This is a genomic window from Janthinobacterium lyxosi (assembly GCF_051380665.1).
Classification (GTDB): domain Bacteria; phylum Pseudomonadota; class Gammaproteobacteria; order Burkholderiales; family Burkholderiaceae_D; genus Janthinobacterium.
Genome location: NZ_JBNYXM010000038.1, coordinates 28,801 through 44,891, shown reverse-complemented (window position 1 = coordinate 44,891; position 16,091 = coordinate 28,801). Strand labels below are relative to the sequence as shown.

Sequence of the window (16,091 nt, the reverse complement as noted above, 5' to 3'; positions counted from 1 at the left end):
ACAATATCCCGCAGCGCGCCTTACACCACCAGACACCCATCCAGGCGCTCAAAGAGTGGCAGGCAAAGAAGCCGGATTTATTTGTTAAACGCGTTTATAACCAAGCGGGTCTTGACATTTAGACAACGTTACGCGGAAAACCATCTGCAAGTGGTAGGGGCGCGACAGCGCCGAAGACCGCTCTTATCGCCCCGAGACCTTGTGCACCACGCTCACGCCAGCGTAGGAGGCCATCGTCGTCGAGTCGCGCACGTCGCTATTGTTGCCCACCGACGATCTGCTGGCCATCACGCGTGAGTTCATCAATCCGGTTGTCTCCTGCCGGTATGGGACGCTGCCTGCGCCGTCATGGAGTCTCGCAACTGAGCGACCTGGTGGCCCAGGAAAGTGACGCGCCGGCGAAGAAGAGGGCCTTCAAGGACTACGAGCCAGGTTTCATCCACATTGATATCAAGTACCTATCGCAGATGTCAGACGAGTCGTCGCGGCGCTAACTGTTCGTGGCCATTGAGCGCGCCACACGCTGGGTCTTCATGGAAATCTATGACGACCAGTCCGACAGCAGCAGCACCGACTTTCTCATCAATGTAAAGAATGCCTGTCCGGTCACCATCGTCAAACTGTTGGCCGACAACGGCAGCCAATTCATCGACCGCGACACCAGCAGGAAGAAGGGGGCCGAGGGCAAGCAGATCCCTTCTGGCCACCACGTCGTTGATTGCCCCTGCAAGTAGCTGGACATCGAACATCGCTTCATCCCGCCACGCCATCCGCAAACAAACGGCATGCTGGAGCGCTTCAACGGACGCATCAGTGAGGTCATCTACCAAACCAGATTCGCATACGCCATCGAACTCGAATCAACGCTGCGCGGCTATCTGAAAATCTACAACAACAGCATTCCGCAGCGCGCGTTAAACCATATGACACCGATTCAGGCACTCAAGGAATGGCAGAAAAAGAAACCTGAATCGTTCGTTAAGCGCGTGTATAACCAGGCGGGTCTTGATGCCTAGGTTCATGCCTACTCCTGCTTCAAAAGCAAACAATACTTCCCTTTTGTTTACAATACCCTGCTGCAACTATCTATTTATAAAGGATTTTTAATACCCTGGCCCTGACAGAACAGCATAGAGCCGTGTTTTTTTTGGCAGTGCGCGTTATACTTTTTTCTCATGGCAATGCGGGCATGACACCTCATACACGTATTCCGGCGCCAACTGCTGGCGCGGCGTGACGACGGCGCGGCAGACGAAACATTGTACGGTTTCCGTCGGTTCCAGTTTCGGATTCAGCGCCGTGCGGTAGTCGAACACGAAGCAGTCGCCCGTATAGTGCTCGCCGCCCACTTCCTCGAAATATTTCAGGATGCCGCCGTCGAGCTGGTACACGCTGTCATAGCCGATTTCCTTCATGTGGATGGCAGCCTTTTCGCAGCGGATGCCGCCCGTGCAGAAGGTGACGACCGTCTTGCCTTCCAGTTCTTCCTTGTGCGCGGCGGCGACGGCCGGGAATTCTGTAAACTTGTCGATACGGTAATCAAGCGTGTTGTTGAACGTGCCTACGTCCACTTCAAAGGCATTGCGCGTTTCCATCATGACCACGGGTTTGCCAGCGTCGTCCACGCCGGCGTCGAGCCAGCGCCTGAGCGTATGCGCGTCGACGGACGGCGCGCGACCGAGTTCCGGCTTGATCAGCGGCATGCGCATGGTGATGATTTCTTTTTTCAGCTTGACCAGCATGCGCTTGTGTGATTGCTCATTCGACAAGCTTTCCTTCCATTCCAGATCGGCCAGGCGCTCATCGCTGCGGACCCAGGCGAGGAAGCTGTCGATATGCTCGCGCGTACCGGACAGGAACATGTTGATGCCTTCCGGCGTCAGCAGGATCGTACCTTTCAGGCCCAGTGTCTGGCATTGCTCCTGATACAAGGGACGCATGACTTCCGTATCGTCTAACGTAATGAATTTGTACGCGGCGATATTGACAAACGTGGCGGCCAGCGGGCAGACGGTGGCGGAAACGGCGGGTGTTGCTGGGGTGATGGCTTGCATGATGGCGATCGGCTTAGACTGAACAGCCGATATTATAAGCCCGACAGGCCAGCCAGGATACCCGGTCCTTACCCGCGACGCGGTAGAATAGACCCCATTGAATTTTGCACGAAACGGTACACAGGATGGAAATGGTAATGCAAGAGGCCGGCGCTCCGGCAGGTTCACAGCAAGCGATGCAGCCCGGTCCTGCCTTCGTCCACTTGCGCGTGCACTCGGAGTACTCGATCGTCGATGGCCTGGTGCGCATCGACGATGTGGTCAAGGCGGCGGCGAAGGACAAGCAGGTGGCGCTGGCCGTCACCGACTTGTCGAACCTGTTTGGCATGGTCAAGTTCTACAAGGAAGCGCGCGGCAAGGGCATCAAGCCCATCGTCGGTGTCGACGTGTGGATCACGAATGACGACAACCGCGAAAAGCCGTCGCGTTTGCTGTTGCTGGCGAAGAACCGCATGGGCTATCTGCAACTGTGCGAACTGCTGTCGATGGCCTGGCTGACCAACCAGTACAAGGGGCGTGCCGAGCTGCGCATTGAGTGGCTGCAGGCGCTGGCGACGAATACCTATGATCTGTACCCGGGCGAAAACGCGGCGAATGGCTTGATTGCCCTGTCGGGCGCGCATTTCGGCGATGTCGGCATCGCTATCGAGAATGGCAACCTGGCCCTGGCCGAGCGCAACGCCCAGCGCTGGGCCGAGATTTTCCCCGGGCATTTTTATGTTGAGATCCAGCGCGGCGGCCAGGCCAACCAGGAAGCGCAGGTGCGCCATGCGGTGGCCCTGGCGGCCAAGCTGGGTTTGCCTGTTGTTGCCACGCATCCCGTGCAATTCATTTCCCCCGAGGAATTTATTGCCCACGAAGCCCGCACCTGTATCGCCGAAGGCGAAATGCTGGCCAACGCCAAGCGGGTGAAACGCTTTAATGACAGTCAGCGCTTCCTGTCGCAGGCGGACATGGCGGAACTGTTCGCCGACTTGCCGGCCGCGCTGGCCAATTCCGTGGAAATCGCCAAGCGCTGTAACTTGACGTTAACCCTGGGCAAGCCGCAACTGCCGAACTTTCCCACGCCGCCCGGCATGACGATCGACCAGTTCCTCGTTGCCGAATCGCAGGCCGGCCTGGAAAAACGCCTGATCCAGCTGTATCCGGACCCGGAACGGCGCGAAAAGGAGCGTCCGCGCTACGAGTCGCGCCTGAAGTTCGAGACGGACACGATTTGCAATATGAAATTCCCCGGCTACTTCCTCATCGTGGCCGAGTTTATCCAGTGGGCCAAGGAAAACGGCGTGCCCGTCGGCCCGGGCCGCGGTTCGGGAGCCGGTTCGCTGGTGGCGTATTCGCTGCTGATCACCGATCTTGACCCACTGCAATACAACCTGCTGTTCGAGCGCTTCCTGAATCCTGAACGCGTCTCGATGCCCGACTTCGATATCGACTTTTGCCAGGAAGGACGCGACCGGGTCATCCAGCACGTCAAGGATTTGTATGGCAAGGAGGCGGTCTCGCAGATCGCCACCTTCGGTACCATGGCGGCCAAGGGCGCGATCCGCGACGTGGGCCGTGTGATGGACTTCGGCTACAACTTCTGCGACGGTATTTCCAAGCTGATTCCGTTCAAGCCGGGCAAGCCCGTGTCGATCGCCGACGCCATCGAGGAAGAGCCGTTGCTCAAGGAGCGCCTGGAAAACGAGGAAGAGGTCAAGCAGCTGCTGGACCTGGCGCAACAGGTCGAAGGCATCACGCGCAATATCGGCATGCACGCGGGGGGCGTGCTGATCGCCCCGGGCAAGCTGACGGATTTCTGCCCGCTGTACACGCAGGGTGGCGACTCGGGCGTCGTCTCGCAGTACGACAAGGATGACGTGGAAGCTGTCGGCCTGGTGAAGTTCGACTTTTTGGGCTTGACCACGCTGACGATTCTCGACCGCGCCGTGCGCTACATCAAGCAACTCGATCCCGCGCAATCGAACTTTGACCTGGCCACCTTGCCGCTGAACGACAAGCCGTCCTACGATCTGTTGACCAAGGCCAAGACCGTGGCCGTGTTCCAGCTGGAGTCGCGCGGCATGCAGGGCATGCTGAAAGACGCGCGTCCCGACCGTTTCGAAGACATTATCGCGCTCGTGGCCTTGTACCGTCCCGGCCCGATGGACCTGATTCCCGACTTTTGCAAACGCAAGCACGGCGAACGCTTCGATTATCCCGATCCGCGCACGGAAGCGATTCTGTCCGAAACCTACGGCATCATGGTGTATCAGGAGCAGGTGATGCAGATGGCGCAGATCGTCGGCGGCTACTCGCTGGGCGGCGCCGACATGCTGCGCCGCGCCATGGGTAAAAAGAAGGCTGAAGAAATGGCCGAGCACCGCGAGATCTTCCGTGCCGGTGCGGCGAAAGACGGCTTGACGGCGGAAAAGGCCGACGAGATCTTCGACTTGATGGAAAAGTTCGCCGGCTACGGTTTCAATAAATCGCACGCCGCCGCCTACGCTCTGCTGTCGTACCACACGGCGTATTTGAAAGCGCACCACACGGCCGCCTTCATGGCCGCCAACTTGTCGCTGGCCATGGATGACACGGACAAGATCAAGATCCTGGTGGAAGACTCGCTGGAAATCTGCAAGCTGACCTTGTTGCCGCCGGATATCAACGAATCGGATTACCGCTTCACGCCGAGCGGCGCAGCACCGTCCGTGAGCGGCAAGAAAGTCACGCAGATCCGCTATGGCCTGGGCGCCGTGAAGGGCTCGGGTCAGAACGCCATCGAAGCCATCATCGCCGCGCGCACGGCGGGCGGACCCTTCACCAGCCTGTTCGATTTCTGCAAGCGCGTGGATAAGAAGCAGATCAACCGTCGCACCATCGAGTCCTTGATCCGCAGCGGCGCCTTCGATTGCCTGAAGGTCGACCGCGCCATCCTGCTCGCGTCCGTGGCCTTCGCCATGGAATGCGCCGACCAGGCCGCCAAGGCGGCGAACCAGGTAAGCCTGTTCGGCGGCGACGACAGCGACATGGTGGCGCCGCCCGAGTACGTCAAGGTGCCCGTGTGGACCGATAAACAGCGCCTGACGGAAGAAAAGATCGCCCTGGGCTTCTACCTGTCCGGCCACCTGTTCGATTCGTATGCGCCCGAGGCGCGCCGTTTTGCGCGCACGAAACTGTCTGAATTGTCGCCATCGCGCGAGCCGCGCATGATGGCCGGCGTCATCACGGGCTTGCGCACGCAGATGACGCAGCGCGGCAAGATCCTCATCGTCACGCTCGATGACAAGAGCGGCACGGTGGAAGTGACGGTGTATGGCGAATTGTTCGATGCCAACAGGAAAATCTTCAAGGAAGATGAATTCCTCGCCGTCGTGGGCAAGGTGTCGGAAGACCGTTTTTCGGGTGGCTTGCGCATCACGGCCGAGAGCGCCTTCGACATCATCGCCGCGCGCGTGCAGTATGGCCGCCAGCTGGGCTTGACCTTGCCGGCTACCCTGGACGCCAAGCGCATCCGTGACGTGATCATGCCGCACCGGGCCGAGACGGGCTTGCCGATCGCTGCGCGGGTCAGCCCGCAAGGCGTCAGTTGCGTGCTGCAGTTTGGGGACGAGTGGAAAGTGGCGCCATCGGATGAATTGCAGATGGCACTGGAGCAAATGCTGGGAGCGCAAGAGGTGGCGGTCGAGTACTGACCGGCAGCAGCGCAGACACTACGCCAAAGCCAAACCGGATGCGAATCGGGTTTGGCTTTTGACGTTTACATGTCTTTCAGGCCCGTGATCGCATAGCCTTTGGCGGCGATCTGCTGGTGTGGCTGTTCGATATGGTAGTCGGGCAAGGCCTGGGCATCGTCTGCCACTTCGCTGGCGCGTACTTCGAGCTGCCAGTCGGTATTGGTCACTTCTTCAGGAATGAGCTTTCCTTCCGGCACGGCGAGGTAGGAAAAAATGCCGTCGTGTTCGGCCCGGCGGTAGATGTCTACGCGCATGACTTGCCTCCTTGTAAGCGTTGGGGGAACCGGCGCACCGCAGTGCGTACCGATAGCGCTAGCGTAACAGGATTGTGCCGCGTACGGTTTGTAGTGTGTGCCGCAAGAGGGAGGGACGTTCAGGCGATAGCGGAAGCGTAGTCGTCGTCGAGGCTGGCTGATTGCCGTACCTCGCTGACGGTGGCCGTAGCGCCTGCCGTGGTGGTCTGCACCGTGCTGCGATGGGCGTCCAGACCGCTACGCAGGCTGGCGATCATGGCCAGTGTCAGTTCGTGGCGTTTGCGTGCTTCCGAGCGTTTTTTTGAAGGAATTTCTTGCAGTGCCGGCAAGGGCAGGTCTTCGCACGGTAACTCAAAATCGCCATCCTGGCGCGCTTGCGCTCCCAGTTCTTGCCATAACGCATTGTAGTCGGCGAACAAACGGCCTTTCTTGGCGGAGTGGTGCACGGCGCGGTTGATATTGCCGACAAGTAGCATCTTGCGGCAGCCGTGTTCGTGTCCCAGCTGGCGCACCAGGCGCACCATCAGCGTCTTGGGACGCATGCCGTGCAGGTCGCGCGTTGCCTCACGCACGCGGTGCGCGCTTTCCTGGCCCTTCGGGCCTTGCAGGCAGCCGACGCTCACGCCCAAGGTGGCGCGCAGGGGGCAGCCGAAGAAAGAGAATGCGATCGAATAGAGTACGTCATCGTCATGCATCAGTTGCAGCACCATCTCGCCTTCGCGGTCCATGGGGTGCAGCGAACACAGTTGCAGATGGTAGGGCATGCCCGACTTGCCCGGCACCGTGCCGAGGCGCACGGGGCCGCGGGCCGCTTGGCTCATCAGCTTGCCCCAGCCTTGCTGCAAGATGAAGTGGTAGTGCTCGATCAGCAATGCAACGCGCTGGCGGCAATTCAGCGTAAGGGTCACATAAGGCCGGTAGACCTTGTGGATCATGTGCGGATAGGCTTGTATCAGCTCATGAAAAACCGGATGTGAGTTCAGCAGTTGTAGCCAGAGGCGGGTTTGGCGCTGTTGCAGGCGGGCGCGCAGATGCAGTTTGAACATTTCGCGCCAGCGGCGTATGCCGTTCGGCATCGCCATCAAGCCGTCAGACAGGGTAATAGTTGGCATCATCGTGCGCATGTCCATGATAAAGAGAGAACGTCCAAGCTGTTTTGGCTCAAACGGGTACCGGGCTGCTGACGCCCTCGTGGTTTGCCAGCAAGATGGTGGTGCTGCGGGTGCTACGCGCCAGCTTGCCGGCCAGTCCGCCTGAAAAATGGCGGGGCCAGCCGCTGTGCCTGTGCGCGGGCAAGATAACTTCGTGGCAACCCAGCAGTTCAGCTGTGTCGAGTATTGTGAAAAGTAGCTCGCCGGCAAAAATATGGGTGCTGAAGGCGAGCTGCGAACGGTTCAGATACAGTCCCGTCTCGTGCATCATCTGCTGCGTGGCCAGGTCCAGCGCATGGCAGTCGCTGGCGCTGTGCCGGGGCAATCCATCGGCCCGGCGCGGTGGCGCCGGTGTCACGTGCAGCAGGCAGACGCTGACTTTGATGCCCCATTCCTGCAAGCGTCTGGGGTAGCGCGCACCGTAGACGATGTCGCTGGCGCGCTTGACTGGCAAGAGCAGCAGCAGGGTATCCTGGCCCGGCTTGCCGTACGCGCCCGCGGCGCTGTCCTGGGCGCGGTGAGGTTGCGGGGCAAGGCGCGATGCATGCATGGAAGGGATGACCATAGTCGGAAAACCATGTCATGTTATCCATGCCATCCCCCCCTGTAAATTGGCGAAACAGCGTACGGGTTTCCCTTATGTCGGTCCTGTTTTAATAGCGGTAGGTGACATACACGGCGCCGATCGGGGATGTCTTGCGCTGCACGATGGGGCTCTTGGCCGCGTCGCCCATGCGGCGCTCGACGCCGACCAGGGTATTAATGCCCCAGCGCGCATCGAAGCGGTGCTCCCAGTTGACGGTGGCCTGCGCTTCATAGAAACCGCCCTTCGGCGTGTATTGTTTGAACGAAGTATTTGCGGCCTGGGTGGCCGTCACGCCATACATGGTCTGCACGTACTTGCGTTCGCCCCAGCCCAGCTGGCCGCCGATGCTCACGCTGTCTTGCTGCACGCCTTTGGCATCGGCGCGGCCGTAGATCTGGCCTGTCGCGCCGAAATGCACGTTCGCGCCATTTTCGCGATTCGACAGGGGGATGTCGCTCGAAACGCTCAGCGACAGGCCCGGCAAGGGCGAATAGCCCGCGCTCAGCAGGGCGCTGGCGTTGCCCTTGACTTCACCCATGCCTTTCAGGTAATCGCTGCCGCCGAAACCGTTGACGCCCGTGCGCTTGTGGTCTTCGCGGTTGCCGCGGTAGCCCAGTGCGGCGCTATAGCTGAGGGGGCCGGCCTGGCCGCCATAGCCGATACCGCGCGAGGTGCTGATGAACAGGCCATTGGCCATGGCGTAGTCGAGGATGATCAGCGGCGAGGCCGACAGCTTGTCGGAGCCGGAATAGCTGGACACGGCGGCGACGCCGCCGCCGATGGTGAAGACATTTTCCGGGGGCGGTTCGGCTGCCGCGGCGGCCAGGGGGTTCAAGCTCAGGCCGCAGGCCAGTGCCAGCGAGGTCAACAGGGTTGTAGATGCGTGCATGGAGTTTTCCGTCAGGTGGAGAACCGAGTCCGGAGTGGCTCGATTGACTGTGGCTAGTATCGGCCTGTGCCATGAAGGAAAAATGAGCGCTGCATGAAGGTTGCATGAAGACGCCGTCTTTACCCATTCTTCAGCTTGCGGTGGTTTAATATGTTGCATGAAGATACTGCTGATTGAAGATGATATGGACCTGGGCAATGGCGTGCGGATTGCCTTGCGCGACCAGGGCATGCAAGTGGTTTGGGTGCGCAGCCTGGAGGATGCGGCGCGCAGCATCGGGCACGACAGTTGCGAGCTGGTGCTGCTGGACCTGGGCTTGCCCGATGGCGATGGACTCGATTTGCTGGCCCGACTGCGCGCGGCCCGCTTGCCGGTGCTGATCCTCAGCGCCCGCGACACGCTGGAACAGCGCCTGCGGGGCCTGGACGGCGGCGCCGACGATTACCTGGTGAAACCCTTCGTGCTGGCCGAGCTGCTGTCGCGCGTGCGTGCCCTGGCGCGCCGCAGCTATGGCTTCGATGGCGACACCATCGAGTTGCGCGGCCTGCTGCTGCAGGTACCCACGCGCCGTGTCAGCGTGCACGGCCGGCCGGTGGAGCTCACCGCCAGTGAATATGCCTTGCTGAAGACCTTGCTGATGCGCGCCAACCGCGTCATCACGCGCCGCGTGCTGGAGGAACATATCCTGCCCGGCGGGCTGGCCAATGCCAGCAATACCCTGGATGTGCATATGGGTAACCTGCGCCGCAAGATAGGCGAAGGCTATATCCGTACCGTGCGCGGCGTTGGTTATGTCATCGACCAGCAAGGCGAAACATCCACCCCGCCGGGTGCTGGCGCATGATGGGGCGTTTCTGGGCCATGCTGCGCCGGCCTACCCTGGTGCGCCGCCTGATGATCGCACAAATGCTGATGCTGACCGTGTTGTGGAGCCTGGCCGTGGCGTATGTGCTGGTCGAGGGTACGGGCGAAGCGAGCAATGTGACCCGCGGCGTCCTGCACGCCATTATCAGCGTGGCCGATAACCTGGCCGAGCAGCCGCAGCGCCAGGAGCAAAGCTTGCGCGCGATCGACGAAGCCTTGCGCGAAGAGTTTGAAATGGGGAAAGTGCCGGAGCTGGCGCCGCGCATCCTTGTCTGGCGCGAGGGCACGCTGGTCTACAAGTCGCCCGATGCGCCCAGCGGTATCCGCAGCGCCGGCCCCGAGCAGATGGAAGTGGTGTATATCAAGGGACAGGCCTGGCGCAGCCGCAGCCTGACCGAGGGGGCCACGCGCGTGACGGTGCTGGAGGTGGGCGGCCCCTGGCAGTTTTTCATCACGATCAATTCACATGGCTATTACCTGCTGCCGCTGCTGATCAGCCTGCCGTTCTTGCTGGTGCCGGCCTGGCTGTCGATCCGCCTTGCGATGCGCCCGTGGCGCAAGGTGGCGCAGGAGGTAGCGGCGCGCGGGCCGCAGGATTTGCGTCCGCTGGCGTTCAAGCCGCCGCATGGCGAACTGGCGGCACTGGTCGACAATATCAACGCCCTGCTGCAGCGGGTCGATGCCAGTGCCGCGCGTGAACGCAGCTTCATCGCCGACGCTACGCATGAGCTGCGCACGCCGCTGGCGGCCATGCGCGTGAATGTCGAGGCCTTGCAGGGCCAGGCGCATGATGCACGCCAGCAAGAGCTGCTGGATGGTATCTTGAACAGTGGCAACCGGGCCGCGCGCCTGGTGGGCCAGCTGCTGCAGCTGACGCGCAGCGAAGTGCAGGCCGGTGCTGGCGAGCTGCCGCGGCGGCAGGCGCTCGATACCTTGCTGCAAGACCGGCTGGCGGCCCTGTCCGGCCTGGCCCAGGCGGGGGATATCGAGCTCGAGTTGCAAGCCAGCGTCTCGCTCAGCGTGCCCGGACAGCGCGAGAGCCTGGTTTCGCTGATCGACAATCTGGTGGAAAACGCCATCAAGTACAGCCCGCGCGGCAGCAGCGTGACGGTGTCGCTGCATGCGGAGCGGGGCCAGGCCGTGTTGCATGTGGCCGATCAGGGACCGGGCATCGCGCCGGCGCTGTATGCGCGCGTGTTCGACCGCTTTTTCCGCGCGCCGCAGCAGGCGCAGCCGGGCAGTGGCCTGGGCTTGTCCATCGTCGCTTCCGTCGTGCGCCAGCATGGCGGCACGATTCAGTTGCACAGCGGTAATGGCGGCCTGGGCTTGCTGGTGGAGGTCAGGTTGCCGTTGGCCGATGCCTGAGTGTGCTGGCGGACTTCGTGATATGGCATGAAGATGTGTGTCCATAACGCAAGATGGCATGGCGTGGCGCACGCCTGCGATGCATAATGCAGGACAGTCAAAAAACACCGTTATGCGCCCATTCCTGTCCCGCTATCTGCCGTATCCCGCCTTTGTCGGCCTGTATCTGCTGTTTGACTGGGCGACCTATATCGACCCGATGTACGGGCTGAACATCACCCCCTGGAATCCAGATCCCGCGCTGGGCCTGGTGTTTTGGCTGATCCACGGCCGTAAGGCGGCGCTGCCGTGGTTTATCGCTTTGCTGGCTGGCGAGGTGCTGGTACGCGGCATGCCGGCAGGTCTGCCCCTGACCTTGCTCTGCTCGGCGTGGCTGGTGCTCGGCTATGGTGGTATCGGCGCAGTCTTGCGTCGCAGTTTCAGCAGCAGCGATATCTTCGATAACCGGCGCCGCCTGGGCACCTGGGTCGCCGTCGTGCTGTTGGGTACCGTGCTCAATGCGCTCGGCTATATTTCCTTGTTGTCGCTGACGGGGCGCATCCCGGCCGGCGAATGGGGGACGGCAGTATGGCGTTTCGGCATTGGCGACACGGTAGGCATGCTGGTGTCGATGCCGCTGATCTGGGTGCTGTTCAGCGAGCGCGGGCGGGAGCGCCTGCATGCTGCCGTCTGGCGCTGGGAAACCCTGGCGTATCTGGCCCTCGCCAGCTTCGTGCTGTGGAGCCTCTTCGGTTCCATCGTGCGTTCCGAATACAAGCATTTCTATTTCCTGTTTCTCCCCGTGATCTGGGCCGCCTCGCGCCAGGGTCTGCATGGTGCCGTGCTGGCCGTGTTTGTATTGCAGTTATGCATCATTACCCTGGTGAAATGGACGAATGCGGTCGATATCCAGTTTTATGAATTGCAACCGCTCGATGCCGTGCTGGCGCTGGTGGGATTTTTTATCGGCATCGTCGTCGATGAAATGCGCCAGGTGGCCGACGAACTGAAGCACACGATGCGCCTGGCGGCGGCCGGCGAGATGGCGGCCGCTCTCGCGCATGAGCTGAACCAGCCGCTGACGGCCTTGTCGACCTATGGCAAGGCGTGTGAATACCTGCTGGAACGGGGAGAGACTGGCGCCTTGTTGCAGGGCGCAGTGGGGCATATGATCGTCGAATCGGGACGCGCCGCAGACGTGGTGCGTCGCCTGCGCGACTTTTTCCGCACGGGCGCGATGCAGCTTGAAGCGGTGGAGGCGAGCGCCTTGATCGAGGGCATGGCGCGCCAGTTCACGCCGCTGTTCCATGAGCATGGCATCGAGCTGGTGCTGGCGCCACCGTCGCCGCTGGCCGTCAACGCCGATCGCCTGCAGATCGAGCTGGTGCTGCGTAATTTATTGGCCAATGCGCAGGATGCGGTAATGGGCCAGCCGCGCGGCCAGCGCCGCATCACGGTGTCGGCCGAGCGGCTCGAAGGCGGGCGGTTGCGACTGTCCGTGGAAGATAGCGGGCCCGGCATTTCCAATAGCCTGGCGGCACGCCTGTTCGAACCGTTTGTCTCGACCAAGGCCAGCGGCCTGGGGCTGGGGCTGGTTCTCAGCCGCACCATAGTCGAAGCGCATGGCGGCCAGCTATGGGCCGAAGTGGGCAGGCATGGTATTTTTCGTTTTATCCTGCCCCTGGCGCGCGCCAGTGCGGCCGCTACAGGAGAGCATGGTGACAAGTAATTTGACGGTGTTTATCGTGGATGACGATCCCGCCGTGCGCGATGCGCTGGGTTTGCTGTTGGGCATACGCGGCTATCGCACGGCCCTGTTTTCCTGCGGCGAGGATTTCCTGCACGGCTGGCGGCCCGAGTGGGCCGGCTGTCTGCTGATCGATATCCGCATGTCGGGCATGGATGGCCTGAGTCTGCAGCGCCGCTTGCTGGAGCTGGGGTGCATGTTGCCCGTCATTATTATCACGGGACACGGCGACGTCGCCCTGGCACGCCAGGCATTCAAGGCACAGGCCAGCGATTTCCTGGAAAAACCATTTGACCACGACAAGTTGCTGGCAGCCATCGATGAAGCGTTTTCGCGCGAGGCACGTGCGCGCGGCCAGTTGCTGCGCCAGGTGGAGGGACAAGCCTTGCTGCGCGCGTTGACGCCGCGCGAGCGGGAAGTGATGCACCTGGTGGTGACGGGCCAGCACAACCGCGATATCGCACCGCTGCTGGGCATTTCCGTGCGCACGGTGGAAGTGCACAAGGCACGCCTGATGGACAAGCTTGGGGTCGATAATGTGGCTGACCTGGTGCGCATCAGCATGCTGGGCACCGGCTAACCGTTAAAGATTCTCTAGGCGATGGTTTTCAATACCTGATCGACTGAAATCGCCTTGACCCAGTCGCTGCGCCGCGCCACCGTGATGACGGTGCTGTTGGCACTGTCGAAGGGGGCCCATTCGGGATTTTTCTTGCGCATCAATGCCACCACGGGCACATGCACGGCGTTCGCCAGGTGCATGATCGACGTTTCCACCGAAATAATCAGGTCGCATTGCGCCAGCATGGCCGGCAGCTGGAAAAAGTTGTCGACCGCACTGAAGGCCTGCGTGCGCGGCAAGCCACGCGTCTGCACGACGGCATTCACCTTGGCCAGTTCCTGCGGCATGGCATTGATCAGGAAGCAGGCGTTCTGCCATTCGGGCATCGTTTGCATGCGTGCGATCAGCTCGGCAATGCGCTCCAGCGGCCAGCTGCGCTTGTGCGATTTGGCGAACGGATTCAGGAGTACGAGCGGACCCTGGCGCGGGGCAAAGCCCCAGGCGCTCAACTGTTCCTGCGCCTGTTGCAACGCGAGTTCGGGAATGTGCACGAAGGGATAGCGTTCTGCGACAGGAATGTCGAGCCCCGTCAATTGATGGAACCAGTCCGCATACACGCTGCTGATATGGTGCTCGCCGGCATCCTGACCCGCATACGACGCCAGGACCGCATCGATCTTGCGGTAGGCCAGGTAATGCCAGGGGCGTAACGGGCTGAACGGCTTGCGCGTGCCGATCACCAGCCCGTTCGGGCTGATCGCGCGGGCAAGATCCGCATATTGCTGCGGCCGTACGTGGGCCAGCGACACGACGACAGGATACTGCTCCGCCTGTGCTTCGCGCAAGGATGCTTCGTAGAGCGCTGGGCTGTAGGTCTTGCGGTAAACCTTGGAGAACAGGCCCGACTGTTCGACCCAGTCGTACAGCGAATAGGTGCGCAAGCCTTCCCATTGTCTGGCGTCGGACGTGCGCCGCACTTCATCGACCCACAGGTGGATCTGAATGTGGGGATAGGCCGCGGCAAAGGCGCGGAAACCGTTTTGCAGGTAGGTAAAGTCTCCCAGCGCCAGATGGGCGATGAAAAGAATTTTGTCCGACTTTTGTAGAAGTTCGGCGGGAATCAAAGGCGTCATGTATCAGTACGATTTCAGGTATTCATTCGATGGTGTCAAAGCACTTGCTGGGAAAATTGCAGGCGATGCAGATTGGCATACGCGCCGTTGGCAGCCAATAATTGCTGGTGATTGCCGGTTTCCATTATTTTCCCGTGTGACAATACCACGATACGGTCCGCACGTTCAATTGTTGATAGCCGATGAGCAATAACCAATGTAGTTTTACCTTGCATCAGGTGCTCCAGTGCCGCTTGTACGGCCCGTTCCGCCTCCGTATCCAGTGCCGAGGTGGCTTCATCGAGAATCAGGATGGGCGCATCCTTGTAAATGGCGCGGGCGATAGCCACGCGCTGGCGCTGACCACCGGACAGGCGCGAGCCGTTGTCGCCCAGGCGCGTTTCCAGGCCGTCGGGCAAGCCATCGATGACGTCAGACAGGAAGGCGGCGGCCGCCGCCGCTTCGACGCGCTGTCGATCCGGGGCTGCATCGCCATACGCGATATTGGCGGCCAGGGTATCGTCGAACAACACCACCTGCTGACTGACCATGGCGATCTGGCTGCGCAGGCTCGTCAGGGCGATGGCATCGATATTCTGCCCATCGAGCAAGATTTCACCACTGCTGGCCGAGTAAAAGCCGGGTAGCAGGCTGACCAGGGTCGATTTGCCGCCACCGGACATGCCGACAAAGGCGACCGTTTGTCCTGGCGCGATGCTCAGATCGATGTGTCGCAGGGCCGGTTCCTGATGTCCGGGGTAGGCAAAGCTCACGTCCTTGAACTCGATGCGGCCTTTGCTGCGGCCAGCGAGCGGCTTGCCGCCCGTGCGTTCCGGTGTCTTGTCGATCAGCTGGAAGACTTCCTCGGCGGCGGCCATGCCGCGCTGCAGGGGGCCGTTGACTTCGGCCAGTTGCTTCAAGGGCGTCAGCAGCATCAGCATGGCCGTGATGAAGGAAACGAAGCCACCGACCGTGATTTGCCCCTGTTCCGACTGGAACAGGGCCATCACGATGACCAGGGCCACGGCGGCGGCCGTGATCACCTGCGTGATGGGCACGGTGGCGGAAAAGGTCGTCGTCATGCGCATGCTGTAGCGTCGCAATTGTTCGGCGCGTTCTTCGAAGCGCGCCTTTTCGTAGTCCTGGCCGCCGAAGATCTTGATCACTTGCTGCGCGCGCGTGGTTTCCTCGATGACCTGGGTCAGCTCGGCATTGACGGCCAGCGAGTCGCGGTTGAGTTTTTTCAGGCGCTTGCCCGTGGTGCGCACGACGATGGTCAGCAGAGGCAGCAGCACCAGGGTGACCAGAGTCAGCACCCAGTTCAGGTATAGCAGCCACGCCAGCAGTCCCAGCACGGTCAGCGAGGAGCGCACGATCGAGGTAAACACCTTGGTCACCATTTCAATGATCTGCTGCACTTCGAACATGATGGAATTGATGACTTTGCCAACCGTATGCGTGTTGTAGAAGTCGATGGGCAAGTTCAGCATGCTGGCAAACATCCGGCGCCGCAATTCGTTGAGGATGCGCGTGGAGACATAGCTCATCAGGTAACTGCTGGCAAACGTCGATGCGCCGCGCATGGCAAAGATACCGATGACGATTAGCGGCACCAGCCAGAAGGAAAAATCGATCTTGCCACCAAAGCCATTGTCGAGCAGCAGCTTGAGTGCATACGGCAACAGTGGTTCCGTGGCTGCCGTGACGACCATCGCCAGCAGAGCCAGGGCCAGATGTTTTTTATACGGCGCGTGCAGCGCGGTGAGGCGCTTCAGGTCGGGCGTGAGCATCGGTAGGGTTCCTTGCAGG

The 16,091-nt window shown here is 61.0% G+C and carries 12 protein-coding genes and 2 pseudogenes; 7 read left to right on the top strand and 7 right to left on the bottom strand.

Going from position 1 to position 16,091, the window contains the following annotated elements:
• Together ACQ4WP_RS25740 and ACQ4WP_RS25735 are read left to right on the top strand one after the other, a co-directional pair.
• A pseudogene (locus ACQ4WP_RS25740) lies at positions 1 to 122 on the top strand (IS481 family transposase); the annotation flags it as partial.
• Between the two features lie 2 nt (positions 123 to 124).
• Positions 125 to 1,016, top strand: a pseudogene (locus tag ACQ4WP_RS25735) (integrase core domain-containing protein); the annotation flags it as partial.
• Positions 1,017 to 1,160: 144 nt separating this feature from the next.
• Here the strand turns inward: ACQ4WP_RS25735 and ACQ4WP_RS25730 are convergent.
• Positions 1,161 to 2,054, bottom strand: coding sequence for a sulfurtransferase (locus ACQ4WP_RS25730; protein WP_436525606.1), 894 nt, complete (start codon positions 2,052 to 2,054; stop codon positions 1,161 to 1,163).
• Between the two features lie 137 nt (positions 2,055 to 2,191).
• On the opposite strand from ACQ4WP_RS25730, the gene dnaE reads away from it, so the two are divergent.
• Positions 2,192 to 5,731 (top strand): DNA polymerase III subunit alpha, encoded by a 3,540-nt coding sequence (dnaE, locus tag ACQ4WP_RS25725; protein ID WP_436525604.1) that lies wholly within the window; start codon positions 2,192 to 2,194, stop codon positions 5,729 to 5,731.
• A gap of 65 nt (positions 5,732 to 5,796) precedes the next feature.
• Here dnaE and ACQ4WP_RS25720 read toward each other — a convergent pair whose 3' ends face one another.
• From ACQ4WP_RS25720 to ACQ4WP_RS25705, 4 genes are all read right to left on the bottom strand, one after another.
• Positions 5,797 to 6,027, bottom strand: a complete 231-nt coding sequence (locus ACQ4WP_RS25720; RefSeq protein WP_436475555.1) for a DUF6139 family protein — start codon at positions 6,025 to 6,027, stop codon at positions 5,797 to 5,799.
• Positions 6,028 to 6,146: 119 nt separating this feature from the next.
• Positions 6,147 to 7,142 carry a VirK/YbjX family protein gene (locus tag ACQ4WP_RS25715; protein ID WP_436525602.1) on the bottom strand — a complete coding sequence of 332 codons (996 nt, stop codon included), beginning with the start codon at positions 7,140 to 7,142 and terminating at the stop codon, positions 6,147 to 6,149.
• Between the two features lie 46 nt (positions 7,143 to 7,188).
• Positions 7,189 to 7,743: a universal stress protein gene (locus tag ACQ4WP_RS25710; protein ID WP_436525600.1), complete on the bottom strand. Its 555-nt coding sequence runs from the start codon at positions 7,741 to 7,743 to the stop codon at positions 7,189 to 7,191.
• A gap of 88 nt (positions 7,744 to 7,831) precedes the next feature.
• Entirely contained in the window at positions 7,832 to 8,653 is an 822-nt protein-coding gene (locus ACQ4WP_RS25705) for a MipA/OmpV family protein (RefSeq protein WP_436525598.1), read from the bottom strand.
• A gap of 157 nt (positions 8,654 to 8,810) precedes the next feature.
• Between ACQ4WP_RS25705 and ACQ4WP_RS25700 the strand changes: the two genes are divergently transcribed.
• From ACQ4WP_RS25700 to ACQ4WP_RS25685, 4 genes are all read left to right on the top strand, one after another.
• Positions 8,811 to 9,497: a response regulator gene (locus ACQ4WP_RS25700; protein WP_436525596.1), complete on the top strand. Its 687-nt coding sequence runs from the start codon at positions 8,811 to 8,813 to the stop codon at positions 9,495 to 9,497.
• Positions 9,494 to 10,882 (top strand): ATP-binding protein, encoded by a 1,389-nt coding sequence (locus tag ACQ4WP_RS25695; RefSeq protein WP_436525594.1) that lies wholly within the window; start codon positions 9,494 to 9,496, stop codon positions 10,880 to 10,882. The genes ACQ4WP_RS25700 and ACQ4WP_RS25695 overlap by 4 nt, the downstream gene beginning before the upstream one ends.
• A gap of 112 nt (positions 10,883 to 10,994) precedes the next feature.
• Positions 10,995 to 12,590: an ATP-binding protein gene (locus ACQ4WP_RS25690; protein ID WP_436525592.1), complete on the top strand. Its 1,596-nt coding sequence runs from the start codon at positions 10,995 to 10,997 to the stop codon at positions 12,588 to 12,590.
• A complete protein-coding gene (locus ACQ4WP_RS25685; protein ID WP_436525590.1) occupies positions 12,577 to 13,188 on the top strand; it encodes a response regulator transcription factor in 612 nt (203 codons plus the stop codon). The genes ACQ4WP_RS25690 and ACQ4WP_RS25685 overlap by 14 nt, the downstream gene beginning before the upstream one ends.
• Positions 13,189 to 13,202: 14 nt before the next feature.
• On the opposite strand, the gene ACQ4WP_RS25680 is transcribed toward ACQ4WP_RS25685, so the two are convergent.
• The gene (locus ACQ4WP_RS25680; RefSeq protein ID WP_436525588.1) at positions 13,203 to 14,303 is read right to left on the bottom strand and encodes a glycosyltransferase family 9 protein; all 1,101 of its coding nucleotides are present in this window, start codon (positions 14,301 to 14,303) and stop codon (positions 13,203 to 13,205) included.
• 35 nt (positions 14,304 to 14,338) lie between these two features.
• Positions 14,339 to 16,072 (bottom strand): lipid A export permease/ATP-binding protein MsbA, encoded by a 1,734-nt coding sequence (msbA, locus tag ACQ4WP_RS25675; RefSeq protein ID WP_436525586.1) that lies wholly within the window; start codon positions 16,070 to 16,072, stop codon positions 14,339 to 14,341.
• Between the last annotated feature and the right edge of the window lie 19 nt (positions 16,073 to 16,091).